The following is a 17,766-nucleotide window of genomic DNA, read 5'->3' as shown; positions in this document are numbered from 1 at the left end:
GGCAGCCCGACCCACGCAGGGATCACGCCTGACCGCCCGGAGTGGCTCGGGCTGCCCCGGAACCCCCGCACCGACCAGAGGATCAGTGATCCGCGCTGTTCCAGTCCCGGCCCTCGCCCACCGACACCTCCAGCGGCACCGACAGCGGGTACGCCCCACCCATCTCGCGCCGGACCAGCGCCTCCAGCGCCTCGCGCTCACCGGGGGCGACCTCGAAGACCAGCTCGTCGTGCACCTGCAACAGCATCCGCGAGCGCAGCCCGGCCTCGCCCAGCGCGGTGTCGACGTGCAGCATCGCCACCTTGATGATGTCCGCAGCCGAGCCCTGGATCGGGGCGTTGAGGGCCATCCGCTCGGCGATGTCGCGGCGCTGGCGGTTGTCGCTGACCAGGTCGGGCAGGTAGCGGCGGCGACCGAGGATGGTCGAGGTGTAGCCGTCCTGGCGGGCCTTGGCGACCACCTGGTGCAGGTAGTCGCGGACTCCGCCGAAACCGGCGAAGTAGTTCTCCATCAGCCCGCGCGCCTCTTCGGTGTTGATGCCGAGCTGCTGGGACAGGCCGAAAGCGCTCAGCCCGTACGCCAGGCCGTAGTTCATCGCCTTGATCTTGCGACGTTGGTCGGGGGTGACCTCGTCGACCGGCACCCCGAACACCGACGACGCGGTGGCGGCGTGGAAGTCGGCGCCGGAGTTGAACGCGTCGATCAGCGCGTCGTCGGAGGAGAGGTGCGCCATGATGCGCATCTCGATCTGGCTGTAGTCGGCGGTGAGCAGGCACTCGTACCCCTCGCCGACCACGAACGCCCGGCGGATCCGCCGGCCCTCCTCGGTGCGGATCGGGATGTTCTGCAGGTTGGGCTCGGTGGAGGAGAGCCGCCCGGTGGCGGCCACCGTCTGGTTGAACGTGGTGTGGATGCGGCCGTCGTCGGAGACCGACTTGAGCAGACCGTCCACGGTCGACTTGAGCTTGGCGACGTCGCGGTGGCGCAGCAGGTGGGCCAGCACCGGGTGCGGCTGCTGGGCGTAGAGCCACTGCAGGGCGTCGGCGTCGGTGGTGTACCCCGTCTTGATCTTCTTGGTCTTGGGGAGGCCCAGCTCGGTGAAGAGGATCTCCTGCAGCTGCTTGGGCGAGCCCAGGTTGAACTCCCGACCCACCGCCTCGTACGCGCCCTGCGCGGCGGCCTTCACCTCGGCGGCGAAGTGCGCCTCCAACTCGGAGAGGTAGTGCGTGTCGGCGGCGATGCCGGTGCGCTCCATGCCGGCGAGGACCCGCATCAGCGGCAGCTCCACCCCCGCCATCAGCCGGGCGGACTGCTCACCGTCGCGGGACAGCTCGGCGTCGATCGCGTCGGCCAGGTCGAGGGTGGCGCGGGCCTGGAGCATCAGGTTCTGCTCGACCACGCCCTCGTCACCCAGCCCGTCGAGGGTCAGCTGGCCGGACTCCGGTACGTCGACGCGCAGCTCCCGGTGCAGGTAGCGCAGTGCCAGGTCGGTCAGGTCGTAGGAGCGCTGGTCGGGACGGGCCAGGTACGCGGCGATCTGGGTGTCGCGCTGGATGCCGGCCAACTCCCAGCCGTGCGCGGCGCAGGCCAGCACGGCGGGCTTGCTGTCGTGCAGCACCTTGGGCCGCTGCGCGTCGGCCAGCCAGCCGGCCAGGGCGCCCTCGTCGGTCGCGTCGAGCCCGGCCGGGTCGACCCAGGCCGCCGCGCCACCGGCGGTGGCCAGGGCCAGACCGGTGATCGACGCGGTGTGCCGACGGTTGGGGCCGGTGTCGAGCGTGACCGCCAAGCCGACCGGGGTGCCGGCGGGCGCGTGGGTGGCCAGCCAACCGGCCAGTGCGCCGGGCTCGGTGAGCACCGCCCCGGTGAGGTCGAACCCGGACTCGGCCTCCGGCTCGACGGCCTCCAGATACTGGTAGAGGCGGTCGCGCAGGATGCGGAACTCCAGGGTGTCGAAGACCTGGTGCACCGCCTCCCGGTCCCAACCGGTCCACCGGGTGTCCTCCGGGCGCAGCGGCAGCTCCAGGTCGGACACGAGGCGGTTGATCTCGTAGTTGCGGATCACGTCGGCGAGCCGCTCGCGCAGGCTGTCGCCGGCCTTGCCCTTGATCTCGTCGGCGCGGGCGATCACACCCTCCACGCCGCCGTAGGTGGTGATCCACTTGGCGGCGGTCTTCGGGCCGACGCCCGGGATGCCGGGCAGGTTGTCGCTGGTCTCGCCGACCAGCGCGGCCAGGTCGCGGTACTGCTGCGGCCCGACGCCGTACTTCGCCTCGATCGCCGCCGGGTCCATCCGCGCCAGGTCGGAGACACCCTTGCGCGGGTAGAGCACGGTGACCTGGTCGCCGACCAGCTGGAACGCGTCCCGGTCACCACTGCTGATCAGCACCGTCATGCCCTGGTCGCGGGCCTGGCAGGCGAGCGTGGCGATGATGTCGTCGGCCTCGTAGCCCTCCATCTCCACCACCGGGATCTGCAGCGCGGCCAGGACCTCCTTGACGAGGCTGACCTGACCCTTGAAGTCGGTCGGGGTCTCGCTGCGGCCGGCCTTGTACTCCGCGTACTTCTCGGTGCGGAACGAGCGGCGGGAGACGTCGAAGGCCACGACGATGTGGGTGGGCTGCTCGTCGCGCAGCACGTTGATCAGCATCGAGGTGAAGCCGTAGACCGCGTTGGTCGGCTGACCCGTCGTGGTGGAGAAGTTTTCCACCGGCAGGGCGAAGAAAGCCCGGTATGCCAGGGAATGTCCGTCGACGAGAAGCAGGCGCGGCGTCGTAGCTGTCACGGCAGCGACTCTAGTCCGTCGCACCGACATCCCCGGCCTGCGGCACCGGGCGACCCGAGGCGAAAACGGACGCCCGGCCCGAACGGCGACGGCCGGTCATCCCCCGGCGGGGGATGACCGGCCGTCGCACGGGTAACTCAGGCCACGCCGAGGTACGCCTCCTTGACCGCCGGGTCGTGCAGGAGCTCCTGGCCGGTGCCCTCCTTGACGATCCGGCCGGTCTCCAGCACGTACCCCCGGTGCGCCCGGGACAGCGCCTGCTGGGCGTTCTGCTCGACCAGCAGGATCGTGGTGCCCTGCTCGTTGATCCGGGTGATGATCTCGAAGATCTGCTGGATCAACTTGGGCGCCAACCCCATCGACGGCTCGTCCAGCAGCAGCAGCTTCGGACGGGTCATCAACGCGCGACCCACCGCGAGCATCTGCTGCTCACCGCCGGAGAGCGTGCCACCGGCCTGCTTGCGACGCTCGTGCAGCCGCGGGAACAGGTCGAACACCATCGCCAGATCCTTGGCGATGTCCGCCTTGTCCCTGCGGGTGTAGGCCCCCATCTCCAGGTTCTCCAGGACGGTCATACCCGGAAAGACGCCACGGCCCTCCGGCGACTGCCCGATCCCCCGGATCACCCGCAGGTCGGCGCGCAGCCGGCTGACGTCGGTGCCCTCGAACCGGATGCTGCCGCCGGAGATGGCGTGCAGCCCGGAGATCGCCTTCATGGTCGTGGTCTTGCCGGCGCCGTTCGCGCCGATCAGGGCCACGATCTCGCCCTGCTCCACGTGCAGGCTGATGCCGTGCAACGCCTCGATGCGGCCGTAGAGCAGCTTCAGGTTGTCGATCTCAAGCAGCATCCTCGACACCTCCCAGGTAGGCCGCGATCACCTTCGGGTCGTCGCGCACGTCGGCCGGCGACCCCTCGGCGATCTTCTGCCCGAACTCCAGCACCACGAGCCGGTCCACCACACCCATGACCAGTCGCATGTCGTGCTCGATCAGCAGGACGGTGACCCCCGAGTCGCGGATCTTGCGGATCAGCTGCAGCAGGGCCACCTTCTCGGCCGGGTTGAAGCCGGCGGCCGGCTCATCGAGGCAGAGCAGCGTGGGATCGGTCGCCAGGGCTCGCGCGATCTCCAGACGGCGCTGGTCACCGTACGACAGGTTGCGGGCCAGGTCGCCGGCGCGACCCTCGATGCCCACGAAGTCCAGCAGCTCGCGGGCCTTCTCCTTGCCCTGCCGCTCCTCCCGCCAGTGCCGCGGCAGCCGCAGCAGGGCGCTCGGGACGCTGGTCTTGTGGTTGGCGTCCGCGCCGACCTGCACGTTCTCCAGTGCCGTCATCTCCGGGAAGAGCCGGATGTTCTGGAAGGTACGCGCGATGCCCAGCTTGGTGATCTGGAACCGCTTACGGCCGCTGACCTTCTCGCCCCGGAACCGGATCTGCCCGGTCGTCGGAGCGTAGACGCCCGTCATCGCGTTGAAGCAGGTGGTCTTGCCCGCGCCGTTCGGACCGATCAGCCCGAGGATCTCCCCCTCGTAGAGGGTGAAGTTGACGTCGTTGAGGGCCACCACGCCGCCGAACCGCAGCGTGACGTGGTCGACCTCCAACAGCGGCTTACGACCGTCGACCGCCGGGGCCGGCTCGCCGGCACTCTCGTCCGGCGTCGACGAGGTCTCCGGCGGGCTACCCACCGTCGTCCGCGCGTCGATCGCCATGTCGCGCTCGCTGGTGGCGTCGCGCTCGCTGCCCATCCGTGGCTCACTCAACGACAGCCACCTCCTTCTGCCGGTCCTTGAGCTCGGCGGCCCGCCGCCGGTTCGGCCAGAGACCCTGCGGTCGGAAGATCATCACGATGATCAGCAGAATCCCGAAGATGAAGTAGCGCAACGACGTCGGGCTCACGTCGAAGTCGTTACCGAAGACGGTGGCCGTCTCCGGCAGGCCGAACACGTCACCCACCGACCGCAGCCACTCCGGAATGTAGATGACCAGGAAGCCACCGAGGATCGCACCGCCGATGCTGCCCGCACCACCGAGCAGAACCGCCGCCAACACCAGAATCGAATTCTCCAACGAGAACGTCGACGAGTTGACGAAGTTCGCCTGACCGGCCCACAACGTGCCGGACAGACCACCGACCGCCGCGCCGATCGCGAACGCCCACAGCTTGAAGCGGAACGTCGGCACGCCCATCAGCTCCGCCGCGTCCTCGTCCTCACGGATCGCGACCCACGCCCGACCCACCCGGCTGTTCGCCAGGTTCCGGATCAGGAAGACGGCACCGATGATCACGGTGAGCAGCAGCCAGTAGTACGGCTTGAACTCGAACTGGAAGATGGCCGACCCGTCCGGGTACTTGCCCGGCGGGTGCGCCACCTGCGGGATGCCCCGGTCACCGTTGAGGATCCAGTCCTGGTTCTTCGCGATGATCCGAATCATCTCCGCGAAACCGAGGGTCACGATCGCCAGGTAGTCACCGCGCAGACGCAGGGTCGGCGCGCCGAGCAGCACACCGGACAGCAGTGCCAGGGCGATCGCGATCGGCACCGTGACCAACCAGGGCCACGGGCTCTCCAGCCAGTTGTACTCGGTGATGAGCTTGCTCTCCGGCGACGTCAACAACGCCACGGTGTACGCGCCGACGGCGAAGAAGCCGAAGAACCCCAGGTCCAACAGACCCGCGTACCCCACCACCACGTTCAGACCGAGCGACAGCAGCACGATCCACGCGCAGTAGAACAGCACCGCCGCCATGTCGTTGCGCGTGGTGTAGAGCGGGATCCACACGCCCGGAATGTTCAGGTACTCGTAGAACCACTTGTTCGGCAGGACGTAGAGGAAGGCGACGAAGGCCAGCAACCCGGTGATCCGGGCGGACTTCGGCAGCCCGTCGACCCGCCGACCGAAGGCACTCGAAGCGGAGTGCCAACGCTCTCGCAGAGCGGTCATGCCCGCGCCCTCCCCAACGACTCGCCCAGCAGACCGGTCGGCCGGAACATCAGCAGGACGATCAGCACGACGAAGGCGATGAGGTCCCGCCACTGCGAGCCGAACAGCGCCGAACCGTAATTCTCGACCAGACCGAGCATGATGCCGCCGATCGCCGCACCGCGCAGATTGCCGATACCGCCCAGCACCGCGGCGGAGAACGCCTTGAGGCCGAGCAGGAAGCCGATGTTGTAGCGGGTGTTCCCACTCTTCATGTCACTGAAGACAGCGGCCACACCGGCCATCAGACCGCCCAGCACGAAGACCAGCGCGATCACGCGGCTCTTGTTGACACCCATCAGGGCAGCGGTGTTGGCGTCCTGCGCGACCGCGCGGATGCCCTTGCCGAAGCGGGTGCGGTTAACGAACCAGTCCAGCCCGACCATCATGATGATGGCCACGCTCAACGTCAGCATCTGCACGGGCGTGACGCTCCAGCCGCCGATGCTGAACAACGTGTCGGCGGGCAGCAGGGCCGGCGAGCCGATCTGACGCCGCTGGGTCAACGTCCCCATCAGCTCCATCAGGGCGTACGACGCCCCGATAGCCGTGATCAGGAAGGCCAGCGGCGGCGCGTTGCGCCGGCGCAGCGGCCGGTAGGCGGTAACCTCGATCAGCAGCGCGACGCTGCCGGACAGCAGCGCCGCTGCCACGATCGCGAGTGCGATCAGGAGCAACGCGCGACCCACCGACGGAGCGCCGCTGTTGCTGTCGAGCCCGAAGGCCGCCCAGGTCCAGATGGCACCGAACGTGCCGATCATGAAGACCTCGGAGTGCGCAAAGTTGATCAGGCGAAGTACGCCGTAGACGAGGGTGTAGCCGAGGGCGATGAGTGCGTAGATCGCACCCTGCACCAACCCGGTTGTGGTCAGTTCCGGGAAGCCCCGGACGAGTTCTGCAAAGTCCACCGATGCTCCGAAGGGTGTTGCGTTTAGCCGATGCGGCCGGAGTTGCACGCCCCGGCCGCATCGAAACAACTCTGTTCGTCACGCCCTCAAACCTGTGACCCAGAAAGGGATCAGGCCTTCGGGATCTCCACATCAGGAGCCCACGCACCGGCGGTCGCCTTGAAGGCCCACACCTTGACCTGAGCCGGGTCCAGCTCGCCGTTCGGCTCCCACTTGTAGGTCACGCCCGAAGCGGAACCGGCCTTGTTGTAGGTGGAGAGGAAGGCCTGGATGTCGGCGCGGGTGGTCTTGCCAGCCTTGATCGCCTCAAGGTAGATGTTGGCCAGGTCGAACGACACGTCGGCGTACACGCCCGGGTCCACGCTGTACTTGGCCTTGAAGTCGGTCACGAAGGTGCCCTTGGCCGCGGTCGCCGGGCCACACGGGCAGGTCGCGATGGTGCCCTCGACGTCCTTCTGACCGGCCACCGACAGCATGTTGGCGTCGTTGATGCCGTCGCCACCGATGAACGTGCCGGTCCAGCCCGCAGCCCGCAGCTGCTTCAGGAACGGCGCCGCCTCCTCGGTGTAACCCGCGTAGAACAGCACCGTCGCGCCGCTGGTCTTCACCTTGGAGATCTGCGCACCGAACTCCTGCGCGTTGTCGACGACCTTGTCGGTGCCGATGACCGCCGTGCCGAGGACCTTCTTGGCCTCGTCGGCCAGACCCGCGCCGTACGCCGACTGGTCGTCGATGACGAACGCCTTGTCCGACTTCAGCACGTTCTTGATGTAGCTGGCGATCGCCGGGCCCTGGGAGAAGTCGTTACCCACACCCCGGTGGAAGACCTTCCAACCCTTCGTCGAGAGGCTCGGCCGCGTGGCCGACGGGCTGATGCTCGACAGACCCGCGGTGTCGAAGATCGGCAGCGCGACCTCGCTCTCACCGGAGAACGCCGGGCCGACCATGCCGACGATCTTCGTGTCGGCCACCGCGCTGGTCGCCAGACCACCGGCCAGGTCGGCCTTGCCCTGCGAGTCGAACGCCTGAACGGTGACCTTGCAGTCCGCGTTCTCCGCGTTGTACTTCTCCACGGCCAGGTCGGCGCCCTGCTTCATCGGGGTGACCAGGCCGGCGTCGGCGCCGGAGAGCGCACCGAAGAAACCGATCTTGAGGTCGCACGCCTTGCTGGCGGAACCGTCCGACGTGCCCTCGTCCTTTTTACATGCGCTGGCGCCGCCGGCAATGAGCGCCGCGATGGCGACGCTGCCGAGGACGCGCACGAAGTTTTGCCTCAAGGCTGGAACCCTCCTCCGTCCAGAAGCCCGATGTCGCCCGGCAGAACGCCGAAGCGACAACGGACCGGACCGTTCACCCGGTCTGGGGCGGGACGTTATCCCAGAAGCACTACTGACCGTAAGGTGTCGTAGGCGGCATTGACTCAACCGTTACCAGACGCGGGGAATCTCGCGTTTAGATGTCACATCGGCACCTGTCGACAACCCGTCAGACGGCCCCCAAGGGCGCGAACCACACCCTCGCCGCCACTCCGTCGTCGAGTGTGATTACCAACCGACCGTCCCAGATAGTGGTTGCCGCGGACGTGTCCCCACCTGCGGAAACGTCCGCCGGCAGCGGCACCGACACCCACGACGAGCCACCCGCGGTGGACCGCCACAGCCGATGCCCGCCGGCCGCCACCGTCATCGCCAGCAGCCCGCCACCAGCGCCGGCGCCGGCGCCGGCCACCGACTCGACGGCGGCCACCGAGCCCGTGCCCGTCGCCCCGAAACGCCCCACGGCGCGCCACGTACCGGCACTCGACGCCGCGCCCGCCGGCTCCCGCACCCACGCCTGGAACCCGCTCCCCCGCACCCCCACGGCGTACACCGCCGACCCGACCCGGACGAGACGCTGCACGATCTCGTCGTCCCCGGTGGCCGGCAGCGCCAACCGGGTCCACGTCACGCCGGACTCGGAGATCCAGACGAACGGATCACGATCGGCCCGACCCGCCGGCCGCCCCCCACCACCGACCAACCAACCGCCCGGCACCGCCAGCGCGTCCGTGGCGAGTGTCGTCAGAGCCGCATCGCTGGCCAACTCCGCGGCACGATCAACCAGCTGGAAGTCGGTCGCATCCGGGGAACGCCACACCGCCGCACCACCCGTGCGGGCGCCCGCGATCAACCACCCGCCGGCGCCACCGGCGATGCGGCTGGCGCTCACCGCCTCCGGCCCGCCGTACAGCTCGAACTCCGCCGGCACCTCGGTCAGACCGCCGTCCGCGTCCTGCCGCCACGTCCGGACCCGCGGATTGCCGTGCGCGCCGCCCGCCCGCGCCCCGATGACCGCGACCCGACCCTCGTGACAGCCGACGGCGTAGAGGATGGCCCGCTCACCGTAGTAACTGATCGGACGCAACGGCAGCGACGCCCAGGCGCGGCCATCCCCGCTGGCCCAGGCGGCCGGACGGGTCGCGCCATCGGGTGCGGCCACCGCACCGACCACGTACCACCGACCCGCGCAGGCCGTCGCGTCACGCGCGACGAGCCGACCCGCGGACCCCGGCGGCACCGGCAGAACCGACGCCTCCCACCGCGGCCGGACCGGCTCCGGAGGACCCTCGTCCCGGCCGGCCCGACAGCCGCCGAGCAGCGTGGTCACCGCCCCCAACACCGCGATCACACGCCGGACCGACACGCATGTGATGCTATCGATCCGGGCAACCCGACGCGGCCCCCGACGCGACGGTCAGACCGTCGGCTGCGACGTCACCTCACCGCCGGCGGTCTCCGCGAGGATCCGCTCGGCGACCTCCTTCATGGTCATCCGGTGGTCCATGGCCGTGCGCTGGATCCACTTGAACGCCTGCGGCTCGGTCATCCCGTACGTCGTCATCAGCGCGCCCTTGGCGCGCTCCACCGTCTTGCGGATCTCCAGGCGGTCGGTCAGGCTCGCGACCTCCGCCTCCAGGGCCGCGACCTCCGAGTAGCGCGACAGCGCGATCTCCACCGCCGGGACCAGGTCGCTCTTCTGGAAAGGCTTCACGAGGTACGCCATCGCGCCCGCGGCCCGCGCCCGCTCCACCAGGTCACGCTGGCTGAACGCGGTCAGGATGATCACCGGGGCGATCCGCGCGCCGGCGATCCGCTCGGCGGCGGCCAGCCCATCCATGATCGGCATCTTGATGTCGAGGATGACCAGATCCGGCTTCAGCTCCTCGGCGAGCCGGACGGCGGTCTCGCCGTCACCGGCCTCCCCCACGACCTCGTAGCCCTCCTCGACCAGCATCTCGGCGAGGTCCAGCCGGATCAGCGCCTCGTCCTCGGCGATCAGTACGCGCCTGCGCTCGGCATCCGTCGGCATCTCGGCCACGAGTCCTACCCCCACCAGTTCGAACCCGACACCCGCCCAGCCGGGTGTCGACGCCCTCAGCGTAGTAGGTAACCTATGGGAGGCCACCAGAGCATTCGGCCAAGCGTCCCCGTATTCCAACCGGCAGAGAAGCGGAGCTCAAACCTCCGACAGTGTGGGTTCGACTCCCACCGGGGGCACCAAAGGTGTCGTACGCCTGTTCCAAAATCATCATGTGCATCACCTGAACTACGCATTCGTGCGCGGCAGCAGCACCTCGCCGGCAGTACGGTCGCTGAGGTTGCGAGGCGTCTGAGACTTCCGTATCCGACGGTCAGGGCCTGGTGCAAGCACCAGGTCGAGCCGAGAAGGTCCGGCCCGAGGTCAAGAATCAGACAGATCCGTCTGCTTCCCCAGCATGGTCCCGGCAGGAAACACGAACGTCCGATCATTCTCGCCGATTGGCACTGGGACATCGTCGCGACGCGTCCGGGTGACTTCCTGCGCGGCTTGTTCCACCCCGACGGCTGCCGGTTCGCCAACCGGGTGATCGTGCGCGGCAGAACGCTTCCTCGCTGACCTGTTTGCCCTTGGTCTGGTCGTAGTTGAAAAAGCTGGTGCAGAAGGCGGTGAGGTAGGCGAACCGGTCGGCTGCGATGGCCTGCTTGAAGCCGTCGAAGACGCTGCCGTCGACGCCTTCGGGGTTGTCCGAGGTCTTACGCAGGAACGGCGCGAGCGGACTGAGCAGGATTCGCCGGCTGACCCGGTCGGAGCCGTACCTGCTGAGGTAGCGGGTCACTTCGCCGGTGCCCATGGAGTGGCCGGCGAGGATGGTGTCACGCAGGTCCAGTTCGGTCATGAGGGTGTTGAGGTCGTCCGCGAACGTGTCGTAGTCGTACCCGGTGTCGGGTTGGCTGGAGGCGCCGAATCCGCGGCGGTCGTAGGTGATGACCCGGTAACCGGCCTGGAGCAGCGGATTCGCGAGCTTTTCCATGGTGGCGCCGTTGAAGGGGAAGCCGTGGATGAGCACGACGGGTTGGCCGGCTCCGTGGTCCTCGTAGTAGAGGTCGATGGCGGTGTTGTTTTCGGTGCCCACCGAGATGAACGGCATGTTCGTCTCCCCTGCCGGTTGTGCCGGTCTCGGTCAGCGGGGCTGTTTTCCCCGGGCATCGGCGGTCATGCCGACCGTGGGAGCCTGTGGCGGGATCGTCGACAGGGGTGGAACTGATGCGGGTGGTCATCTTCGGTGCGACCGGCATGGTCGGTCAGGGCGTGCTGCGCGAGTGTCTGCTCGCCGATGACGTGCGGGAGGTGGTGACGGTCGGGCGGCGGCCGACGGGTCGGCAGGACCCGAAGCTGCGTGAGTTGACGGTCGCGGACGTGGGTGAGTTGGCGGCGCTGCGTGCCGAGTTGACCGGTGTGGACGCGTGTTTCTACTGCCTGGGTGTGTCGTCGTTGGGCCTGGCCGAGGCCGCGTACACGCGGGTCAGCTACGACTATCCGCTGGCCGCGGCGCGGTTGTTGGCGGAGGTGAGCCCGCAGGTCACGTTCGTCTACGTTTCGGGGCAGGGGACCGATTCGTCGGGTCAGGGGCGGGTGATGTGGGCGCGGGTGAAGGGTCGGGCCGAGAACGCGATCATCGACCTGCTGCCCAACGGGTACGCGGCGCGGCCCGGGTACATCCAGCCGACGTACGGGGCGGTGTCGAAGACCCGGTGGTACCGGCTCGGGTACGCGGTCACGCGTCCGCTGTTCCCGGTGTTGCGGCGGCTGCTGCCGAACCAGGTGACCACGACCGACGGGATCGGTCGGGCGATGCTGCGGGTGGCCCGGGAGGGTTCGCCGACCCGGGTGCTGGGCAACCGCGAACTGCGCTGATCAGGCGATCGTGTCGAGGGCGCGGGCGAGGTCGGCGCGCAGGTCCTCGGGATCTTCGAGGCCGATCGAGAGGCGCAGCAGCGCGGCGGCGGGCTTCGCGTCGCCGTCGACCGGCCGGTGGGTGAGTGACGCGGGGTGCTGGATGAGGGTGTCCACGCCGCCGAGGGACACCGCGTGGGTGATCAGTTGACAGGCGCCGGCGACGGCGGCCGCGGCGCAGGCGCCGCCGCGTACCTCGAAGGCGAGCAGGCTGCCGGGTCCGGCCATCTGACGACCGACCAGCGCCGCCGGGTCGTGCACGGAGGGGTGGTGCACCCGGTGTACGGCGGGGTGGTCGGCGAGCCAGCCGGCGATCTTCTCGGCGGTGGCCTGCTGGGCGCGGACCCGTAGCGGCAGGGTCTGCAGGCCACGGTGCAGGAGGTAGCCGCCGAGTGGGTGCAGGATCGCGCCGGTGACGGCGCGGACCTGGCGCAGTTTCGTGGCCCAGTGGCGGTCGCAGGCGACGGCGCCGGCGAGGACGTCGCCGTGTCCGCCGATGCTCTTGGTGGCGCTGTGCAGGACGAGGGCGGCGCCGTGGCGGGCGGGTTGCTGGAGCACGGGCGTGGCGACGGTGTTGTCGACGAGCAGGGGGACGTCGCCGGCGGCGGTGGCGAGGGCGGCGATGTCGACGAGGGCGAGGGTGGGGTTGGCGGGCGTCTCGACGATGACCAGCGCGGTGTCGGGTCGCAGGGCGGCGGTGACCTGGTCGGGGTGTGCCCAGGTCACGGTGGTGCCGAGGAGCCCGGTGGCGAGGACGTGGTCGGTGCCGCCGTACAGGGGTCGGACGGCGACGACGTGTCGACGGCCGTCGCGGGTGGCGGCGAGCAGGGTGGCGGTGAGGGCGGCCATGCCGCTGGCGAAGGCGACGGCCTGGTCGGTGCCTTCGAGCTCGGCGAGGGCGGTTTCGAAGCGGGCGACGGTCGGGTTCCAGAGCCGCTGGTAGACGGCGCTGCCGTCGGCGGGGAGGGGGCCGCCGGTGGCGAGCAGCTCGTAGGAGGCGCCGCCGTCGTCGACCGAGGGCAGCGGGTTGGTGGTGGAGAAATCGATCGGTGGTACGTGTACGCCGAGGGCGCGCAGGTCGTCGCGGCCGGCGTGTACGGCTCGGGTGTCCAACGTCGTCATGCCGGTAGCGTCGAACATCCACCTGCCTAGAGGCAATGGATCAGTAGATGATTCTGCCAAGGACCCTGGCTTAGGCGTTTGATTCGGGCGAGGATGGCGGGATGCCCCCTGAGCCGAACGAAGTGCGGCCGTATCCGCCCCTGGACGAGGTGGACCGCGCGATCCTGTCCGAGTTGGCCGCGGATGGCCGGCTGCCGAACAACGCCCTCGCCGAGCGGGTGGGGGTGGCGCCGTCGACGTGCCTGACCCGTACGCGGGCGCTGCGCGAGCGGGGCGCGATCCGCGGTTTCCACGCCGAGGTGGATCCGGCCGCGCTGGGTCTGCCGTTGCAGGCGTTGGTGTCGGTGCGGCTGACCGCGCACGAGCGGGCGGCGGTGGACGCGTTCCGGGCCCGGTCGGTGCGGCTGCCGGGTGTGGTGTCGGTGTTCCACGTGGCCGGCGCGGAGGACTACGTGCTGCACGTGCGGGCGGCGTCCGGTGACGCGTTGCGCGACTTCGTGCTGGATCATCTCGCGGTGGATCCGGTGGTGCAGCACACCCAGACCAGCCTGATCTTCGAGCAGGCCCGCGGGATGGGCTGAGCGGAAAGAGGAATGAACTCCCAGGCCGGGGAGTTGGCACCACGTGTGATCACCGTACCGTTGTCTGTTCTTGATCTTGCTCCGGTCGCGAAGGGCACCACCGCTGGCGCCGCGTTGCGGGCCACCACCGAGCTGGCCCGGCGTGCCGAGGAGTTGGGCTACCACCGGTTCTGGGTGGCCGAGCACCACAACATGCCGGCGATCGCCAGTTCCGCACCCGCCGTGCTGCTGGCGCACCTGGCCGCGAACACCTCGACGATCCGCCTCGGGTCGGGTGGGGTGATGCTGCCCAACCACGCGCCGCTGGTGGTGGCCGAGCAGTTCGGCACCCTGGAGGCGCTGCACCCGGGTCGGATCGACCTGGGCATCGGTCGGGCGCCGGGCACCGACCAGGTGACGGCACTGGCGTTGCGGCGGACGATGGAGGGCCTGTCGGCGGAGGGTTTCCCGCGCGAGCTGGCCGACCTGATGAACTACTTCAGCGGGGAGAAGCCGGGGCAGATCATCGCCACCCCGGGTCGCGGCGAGCAGCCGGCCGTGTGGCTGCTCGGGTCCAGCGGTTTCAGCGCGCAGCTCGCTGGCCTGCTCGGTCTGCCGTTCTCCTTCGCGCACCACTTCAGCTCGGCGAACACGTTGCCGGCGCTGGCGCTGTACCGGCAGAACTTCCGGCCCTCGCAGTGGCTGGACGAGCCGTACGCGATGGTGGCGGTCAACGCCGTCTGCGCGGACACCGACGAACGCGCCGAGTGGCTGGCCGGCCCTGCCGCCCTGTCGTTTTTGAAGCTGCGCTCCGGCCGGCCGGAGCCGCTGTCGACGCCCGACGAGGCGGCGGCGTACCCGTACACCGAGATCGAGCGGGAGTTCGTCGTGGCGCGCCGCGACGGTCAGGCGATGGGCTCGCCGGAGACGGTGCGCCGGCAGTTGACCGACTTGCAGGAGCGCACCGGCGCGGACGAGCTGATGCTGACCACGCTGGTGTACGACGTCGAGGACCGGGTGCGCTCGTACGAGTTGATCGCCGAACAGGTGGCGGGCGGCCTGCACCGGGACGCGTGAAACACGATCTTCACGTCAGCGTCACCCCCGCGACCCGGACGGTGCCTAACGTTAGTGCCGGTGGTGGTACGGCATTCCCGGTCGGGACGGGTCGGGAATGCCGCGGTGTGGCGCACCGGGCCGGAGCTGAGCGGATTCCGCGGCTGCGGCCCGGTGCCTGCCACCCTAGGCGACCCCGGTCGGGACCGCCAGGGGTCAGATCAACGTAGGTAGATGTTCGGGGTCGGCGGGTTCGCCATTCCGGCGCCGATGAAGAACCCCGGGTGCGGCGGCTGGTTGTAAGCCGTGTTCTGCCAGGCGACGGCCACCCGGTACTGCGGATCGTGCATCAGGGTGTGGATCCGGGTGCTGGTCGGGGTGGGTGTGCTGTAGACGCGCAACGCCCGGCTGTCGGTGGTCCGCCAGATCACCTCCTCACGCCAGTCCCCCACGATGTCGCCGGAGAGCGCCGGCGTGGACTTGGTGCCGTTGTTGGACGCCACCTGACTGCCGTCGAGCAGTCGGGTGTCGCCGCCGGTGCCGTACTTGTCGATCCTCGTGGCGTCCAGCAGTTCCCGCACCGGGTCGCCGTCCCACCAGGCGAGGAAGTTGGCCGACGACGGCTTGCGGCCGACGTTCTGCCCTCGGGTGTTGGCCAGCCCGGCGACCGCCGACGACCACGACTCCGCGCCGGGGCTACCCGACCAGATGTCCGCGGACACCCCGCGGCCGTTGTCGCCCGAGGCCGCGGTGGACCAGAGGATCTGACCGGTACGGGCGTCGGCGAACCAGGAGCTGGGTTTGCTGGCGTCCTCGTCGACCTTGAACACCTCCAGGCCGGCACGGCCCGGGTCGAGGTCACCGACGTGCAGGGCGTCGCCGTGCCCGTTGCCCGTCGAGTAGAGCAGCCGACCGTTGTCGTCGATGGTCGCGGCGCCGTACACGATCTCCTGGCGGCCGTCGGCGTCGACATCGGCGACGGAGAGCTGGTGGTTGCCCTGACCGGCGGCGGCGCCGTTGCCGGAGGCGTTCGAGTCGAACGTCCAGCGCTTGCGCAGCGTGCCGTCGCGGAAGTCCCAGGCCGCGATCACCGCGCGGGTGTAGTAGCCCCGGGCCATGATCAGTGACGGGCGCTGCCCGTCGAGGTACGCGGTGCCGGCGAGGAACCGGTCGACCCGGTTGCCGTACGAGTCACCCCAGGACGAGACGGTGCCCCGTGGCGGGTCGTAGGTGACGGTGGAGGCGATCGCGCCGGTCTGGCCGTTGAACATGGTCAGGTACTCCGGGCCGGACAGCACGTAGCCGCTGGAGTTGCGGTAGTCGGCCGACGACGAGCCGATGACCTGGCCGGTGCCGGAGCGGGTGCCGTCGGCGGTCTTCATGGCCACCTCGGCGCGGCCGTCGCCGTCGTAGTCGTACACCTGGAACTGGGTGTAGTGCGCGCCGGCGCGGATGTTGCGGCCCAGGTCGATGCGCCACAACCGGGTGCCGGTGAGGGTGTACGCGTCGACGTAGACGTTGCCGGTGTAGCCGGACTGGGAGTTGTCCTTGGCGTTCGACGGATCCCACTTGAGCACGATCTCGTAGCTGCCGTCGCCGTTGAGGTCGCCGACGGAGGCGTCGTTGGCGCTGTAGGTGTAGCTCTCCCCGCTGGGGGTGCTGCCGCCGGCCGGGACCTGCAACGGCACGTCCAGGTAGCCGTTGCCGAACTGCAGGGCGGGCGCCGACGCCGCCTGCTCGGCGCCGTCCACCACGGCCCGCACGGTGTACGCCGAACCGGCCGCCGCGCCGCTGTCGAGATAATTGGTCGCCCCGGTGATCGGGCTGGAGTTGACCCTGGTCGAGCCCCGGTAGAGATTGAACGCCACCCCGGAGGTCTCGGTGCCGAGCAGCCGCCAGGAGACCAGGTTGCCGCTGCCGGAGCGGACGCTGACGAGGCCCCGGTCGAGGTTCTCCATCTGCATCCCGCTGCCGGTCGGCGGTGGTGTGGTCGGCGGTGGTGTGGTCGGCGGTGGTGTGGTCGGGCCGTCGGTGGGTGGCGCGCCGGTGCAGGTGACGCCGTTGAGCGCGAAGCTGGTCGGCGCCGGATTGCTGCCGGTCCACGAGGCGTTGAAGCCGAACGCCGCGGTGCCGTTGGTCGCGATGGCGGCGTTGTAGTCGACGTTGCGCGCGGTGACCTGCGCGCCGGACTGGGTGACGGCCGCGCTCCACGCCTGCGTGACCTGCTGCCCCGCGGCGTACGACCAGGTCAGCGCCCAGCCGTTGAGTGGGTCGCCGAGGTTGGTGACGGTGACGTTGGCGCCGAAGCCGCCCTGCCACTGGTTGGTGACCTGATAGTCGACACGACAGCCGACGGCGGCGGCCGAGGCGACGACCGCGCCGACGGTGCCGGCCACGACGGCTGCCGCCGTCGAGGCGGCGAGCACGATCAGCCGTTGTCTGGACGGGTGCATGAACTGCCTCCGGGGATCCGGTGACGACCGCTGCTGTCCAACCGGCCCTGCCCGGGAAGCACGGTGGACCCTCCCGTCGCGACGGCGACGGACGGCGGTCTGATCGGGGGTGAACGCCCTGGAACTCACGGATCCGACTCACGCCGCATCGTAGGGCAAGCGCTTTCCGGTCCGCAACATCGACGACCGTTACTGCCTTCCCGGCATCGACCCGCCGCCGGAGATCGGGGCGATCTGCGCCGAGTACGGCATCTGGCTGCACATCGACGCCGCGTACGCCGACTCCGCGGCCGTCTGCCCCGAATTGCGCTGGTCATACGCCGGCCTGGAGTACGCCGATTCGTACTGCGTCGACCCGCACAAGTGGCTGCCCACCGGGTTCGACTGCGACGCCTTCTGGTTGGCCGTGCGGCGGGACGGCTGTTCGCCAGCGGCACCGCCTCGCCGATCATGGAGTTGTGGTGGGCAACAAAAACCCCGTAAGTCTACAAGTCGGGCACCACAACTCCATGATCGCCGACCCACACTCCCCCCACTCCGCGATCTTGCGCTTTCTGTCCCGACACAAGGGGCATTCCTGCCCACGTCAACAACCGAAGGCGCAAGATCGGCGCGGGTCGGCTGCTCAAGCAGGTGACCAGGTCGGGTTGGG

General features: G+C 69.5%; 14 protein-coding genes, 1 tRNA gene and 1 pseudogene. 5 read left to right on the top strand and 11 right to left on the bottom strand.

Going from position 1 to position 17,766, the window contains the following annotated elements; genetic code table 11:
- Positions 1-82 precede the first annotated feature (82 nt).
- From polA to O7620_RS03725, 8 genes are all read right to left on the bottom strand, one after another.
- Complete coding sequence (polA, locus tag O7620_RS03760) at positions 83-2,782, bottom strand: DNA polymerase I (RefSeq protein ID WP_278121868.1); 2,700 nt, start codon at positions 2,780-2,782, stop codon at positions 83-85.
- A 137-nt stretch (positions 2,783-2,919) separates the two neighbouring features.
- Positions 2,920-3,630, bottom strand: a complete 711-nt coding sequence (locus O7620_RS03755) for an ABC transporter ATP-binding protein (protein ID WP_278121867.1) — start codon at positions 3,628-3,630, stop codon at positions 2,920-2,922.
- Entirely contained in the window at positions 3,620-4,540 is a 921-nt protein-coding gene (locus tag O7620_RS03750) for an ABC transporter ATP-binding protein (RefSeq protein ID WP_278121866.1), read from the bottom strand. Before O7620_RS03750 ends, O7620_RS03755 begins: the two co-directional genes overlap by 11 nt.
- Positions 4,533-5,723, bottom strand: coding sequence for a branched-chain amino acid ABC transporter permease (locus O7620_RS03745; protein ID WP_278121865.1), 1,191 nt, complete (start codon positions 5,721-5,723; stop codon positions 4,533-4,535). Before O7620_RS03745 ends, O7620_RS03750 begins: the two co-directional genes overlap by 8 nt.
- Positions 5,720-6,670, bottom strand: a complete 951-nt coding sequence (locus O7620_RS03740) for a branched-chain amino acid ABC transporter permease (protein ID WP_278126849.1) — start codon at positions 6,668-6,670, stop codon at positions 5,720-5,722. The genes O7620_RS03745 and O7620_RS03740 overlap by 4 nt, the downstream gene beginning before the upstream one ends.
- Before the next feature lie 110 nt (positions 6,671-6,780).
- Positions 6,781-7,947: a branched-chain amino acid ABC transporter substrate-binding protein gene (locus O7620_RS03735; RefSeq protein ID WP_151492352.1), complete on the bottom strand. Its 1,167-nt coding sequence runs from the start codon at positions 7,945-7,947 to the stop codon at positions 6,781-6,783.
- A gap of 208 nt (positions 7,948-8,155) precedes the next feature.
- Complete coding sequence (locus tag O7620_RS03730; protein ID WP_278121864.1) at positions 8,156-9,352, bottom strand: hypothetical protein; 1,197 nt, start codon at positions 9,350-9,352, stop codon at positions 8,156-8,158.
- 51 nt (positions 9,353-9,403) lie between these two features.
- Entirely contained in the window at positions 9,404-10,027 is a 624-nt protein-coding gene (locus O7620_RS03725) for a response regulator (protein ID WP_151491700.1), read from the bottom strand.
- Between the two features lie 105 nt (positions 10,028-10,132).
- Here O7620_RS03725 and O7620_RS03720 point away from each other — a divergent pair.
- A tRNA-Leu gene (locus O7620_RS03720) sits at positions 10,133-10,209 on the top strand.
- A gap of 362 nt (positions 10,210-10,571) precedes the next feature.
- Here O7620_RS03720 and O7620_RS03715 read toward each other — a convergent pair.
- Positions 10,572-11,117: pseudogene (locus O7620_RS03715) on the bottom strand (alpha/beta hydrolase); the annotation flags it as partial.
- A 116-nt stretch (positions 11,118-11,233) separates the two neighbouring features.
- Here O7620_RS03715 and O7620_RS03710 point away from each other — a divergent pair.
- Positions 11,234-11,884, top strand: a complete 651-nt coding sequence (locus O7620_RS03710; RefSeq protein WP_278121863.1) for an NAD-dependent epimerase/dehydratase family protein — start codon at positions 11,234-11,236, stop codon at positions 11,882-11,884.
- On the opposite strand, the gene O7620_RS03705 is transcribed toward O7620_RS03710, so the two are convergent.
- Positions 11,885-13,063, bottom strand: coding sequence for an aminotransferase class I/II-fold pyridoxal phosphate-dependent enzyme (locus O7620_RS03705; protein WP_278121862.1), 1,179 nt, complete (start codon positions 13,061-13,063; stop codon positions 11,885-11,887). It abuts the gene before it with no gap.
- 83 nt (positions 13,064-13,146) lie between these two features.
- Between O7620_RS03705 and O7620_RS03700 the strand changes: the two genes are divergently transcribed.
- Both O7620_RS03700 and O7620_RS03695 read left to right on the top strand, forming a co-directional pair.
- Positions 13,147-13,626 carry an Lrp/AsnC family transcriptional regulator gene (locus O7620_RS03700; RefSeq protein WP_151491697.1) on the top strand — a complete coding sequence of 160 codons (480 nt, stop codon included), beginning with the start codon at positions 13,147-13,149 and terminating at the stop codon, positions 13,624-13,626.
- Between the two features lie 12 nt (positions 13,627-13,638).
- Complete coding sequence (locus tag O7620_RS03695) at positions 13,639-14,682, top strand: LLM class flavin-dependent oxidoreductase (RefSeq protein ID WP_278121861.1); 1,044 nt, start codon at positions 13,639-13,641, stop codon at positions 14,680-14,682.
- Positions 14,683-14,882: 200 nt separating this feature from the next.
- Here O7620_RS03695 and O7620_RS03690 read toward each other — a convergent pair whose 3' ends face one another.
- Positions 14,883-17,114 carry a cellulose binding domain-containing protein gene (locus O7620_RS03690; RefSeq protein ID WP_278121860.1) on the bottom strand — a complete coding sequence of 744 codons (2,232 nt, stop codon included), beginning with the start codon at positions 17,112-17,114 and terminating at the stop codon, positions 14,883-14,885.
- Positions 17,115-17,292: 178 nt separating this feature from the next.
- Between O7620_RS03690 and O7620_RS03685 the strand changes: the two genes are divergently transcribed.
- Positions 17,293-17,751 (top strand): pyridoxal-dependent decarboxylase, encoded by a 459-nt coding sequence (locus O7620_RS03685; protein ID WP_347403787.1) that lies wholly within the window; start codon positions 17,293-17,295, stop codon positions 17,749-17,751.
- The last annotated feature ends 15 nt before the right edge of the window (positions 17,752-17,766 follow it).

Origin of the sequence: Micromonospora sp. WMMD710, assembly GCF_029626045.1 — a bacterium.
In the GTDB taxonomy this organism is placed as follows: Bacteria; Actinomycetota; Actinomycetes; order Mycobacteriales; family Micromonosporaceae; genus Micromonospora.
The sequence above is the reverse complement of the archived record's forward strand: the minus strand, read 5'-3'. Positions and strand labels throughout refer to the sequence as shown.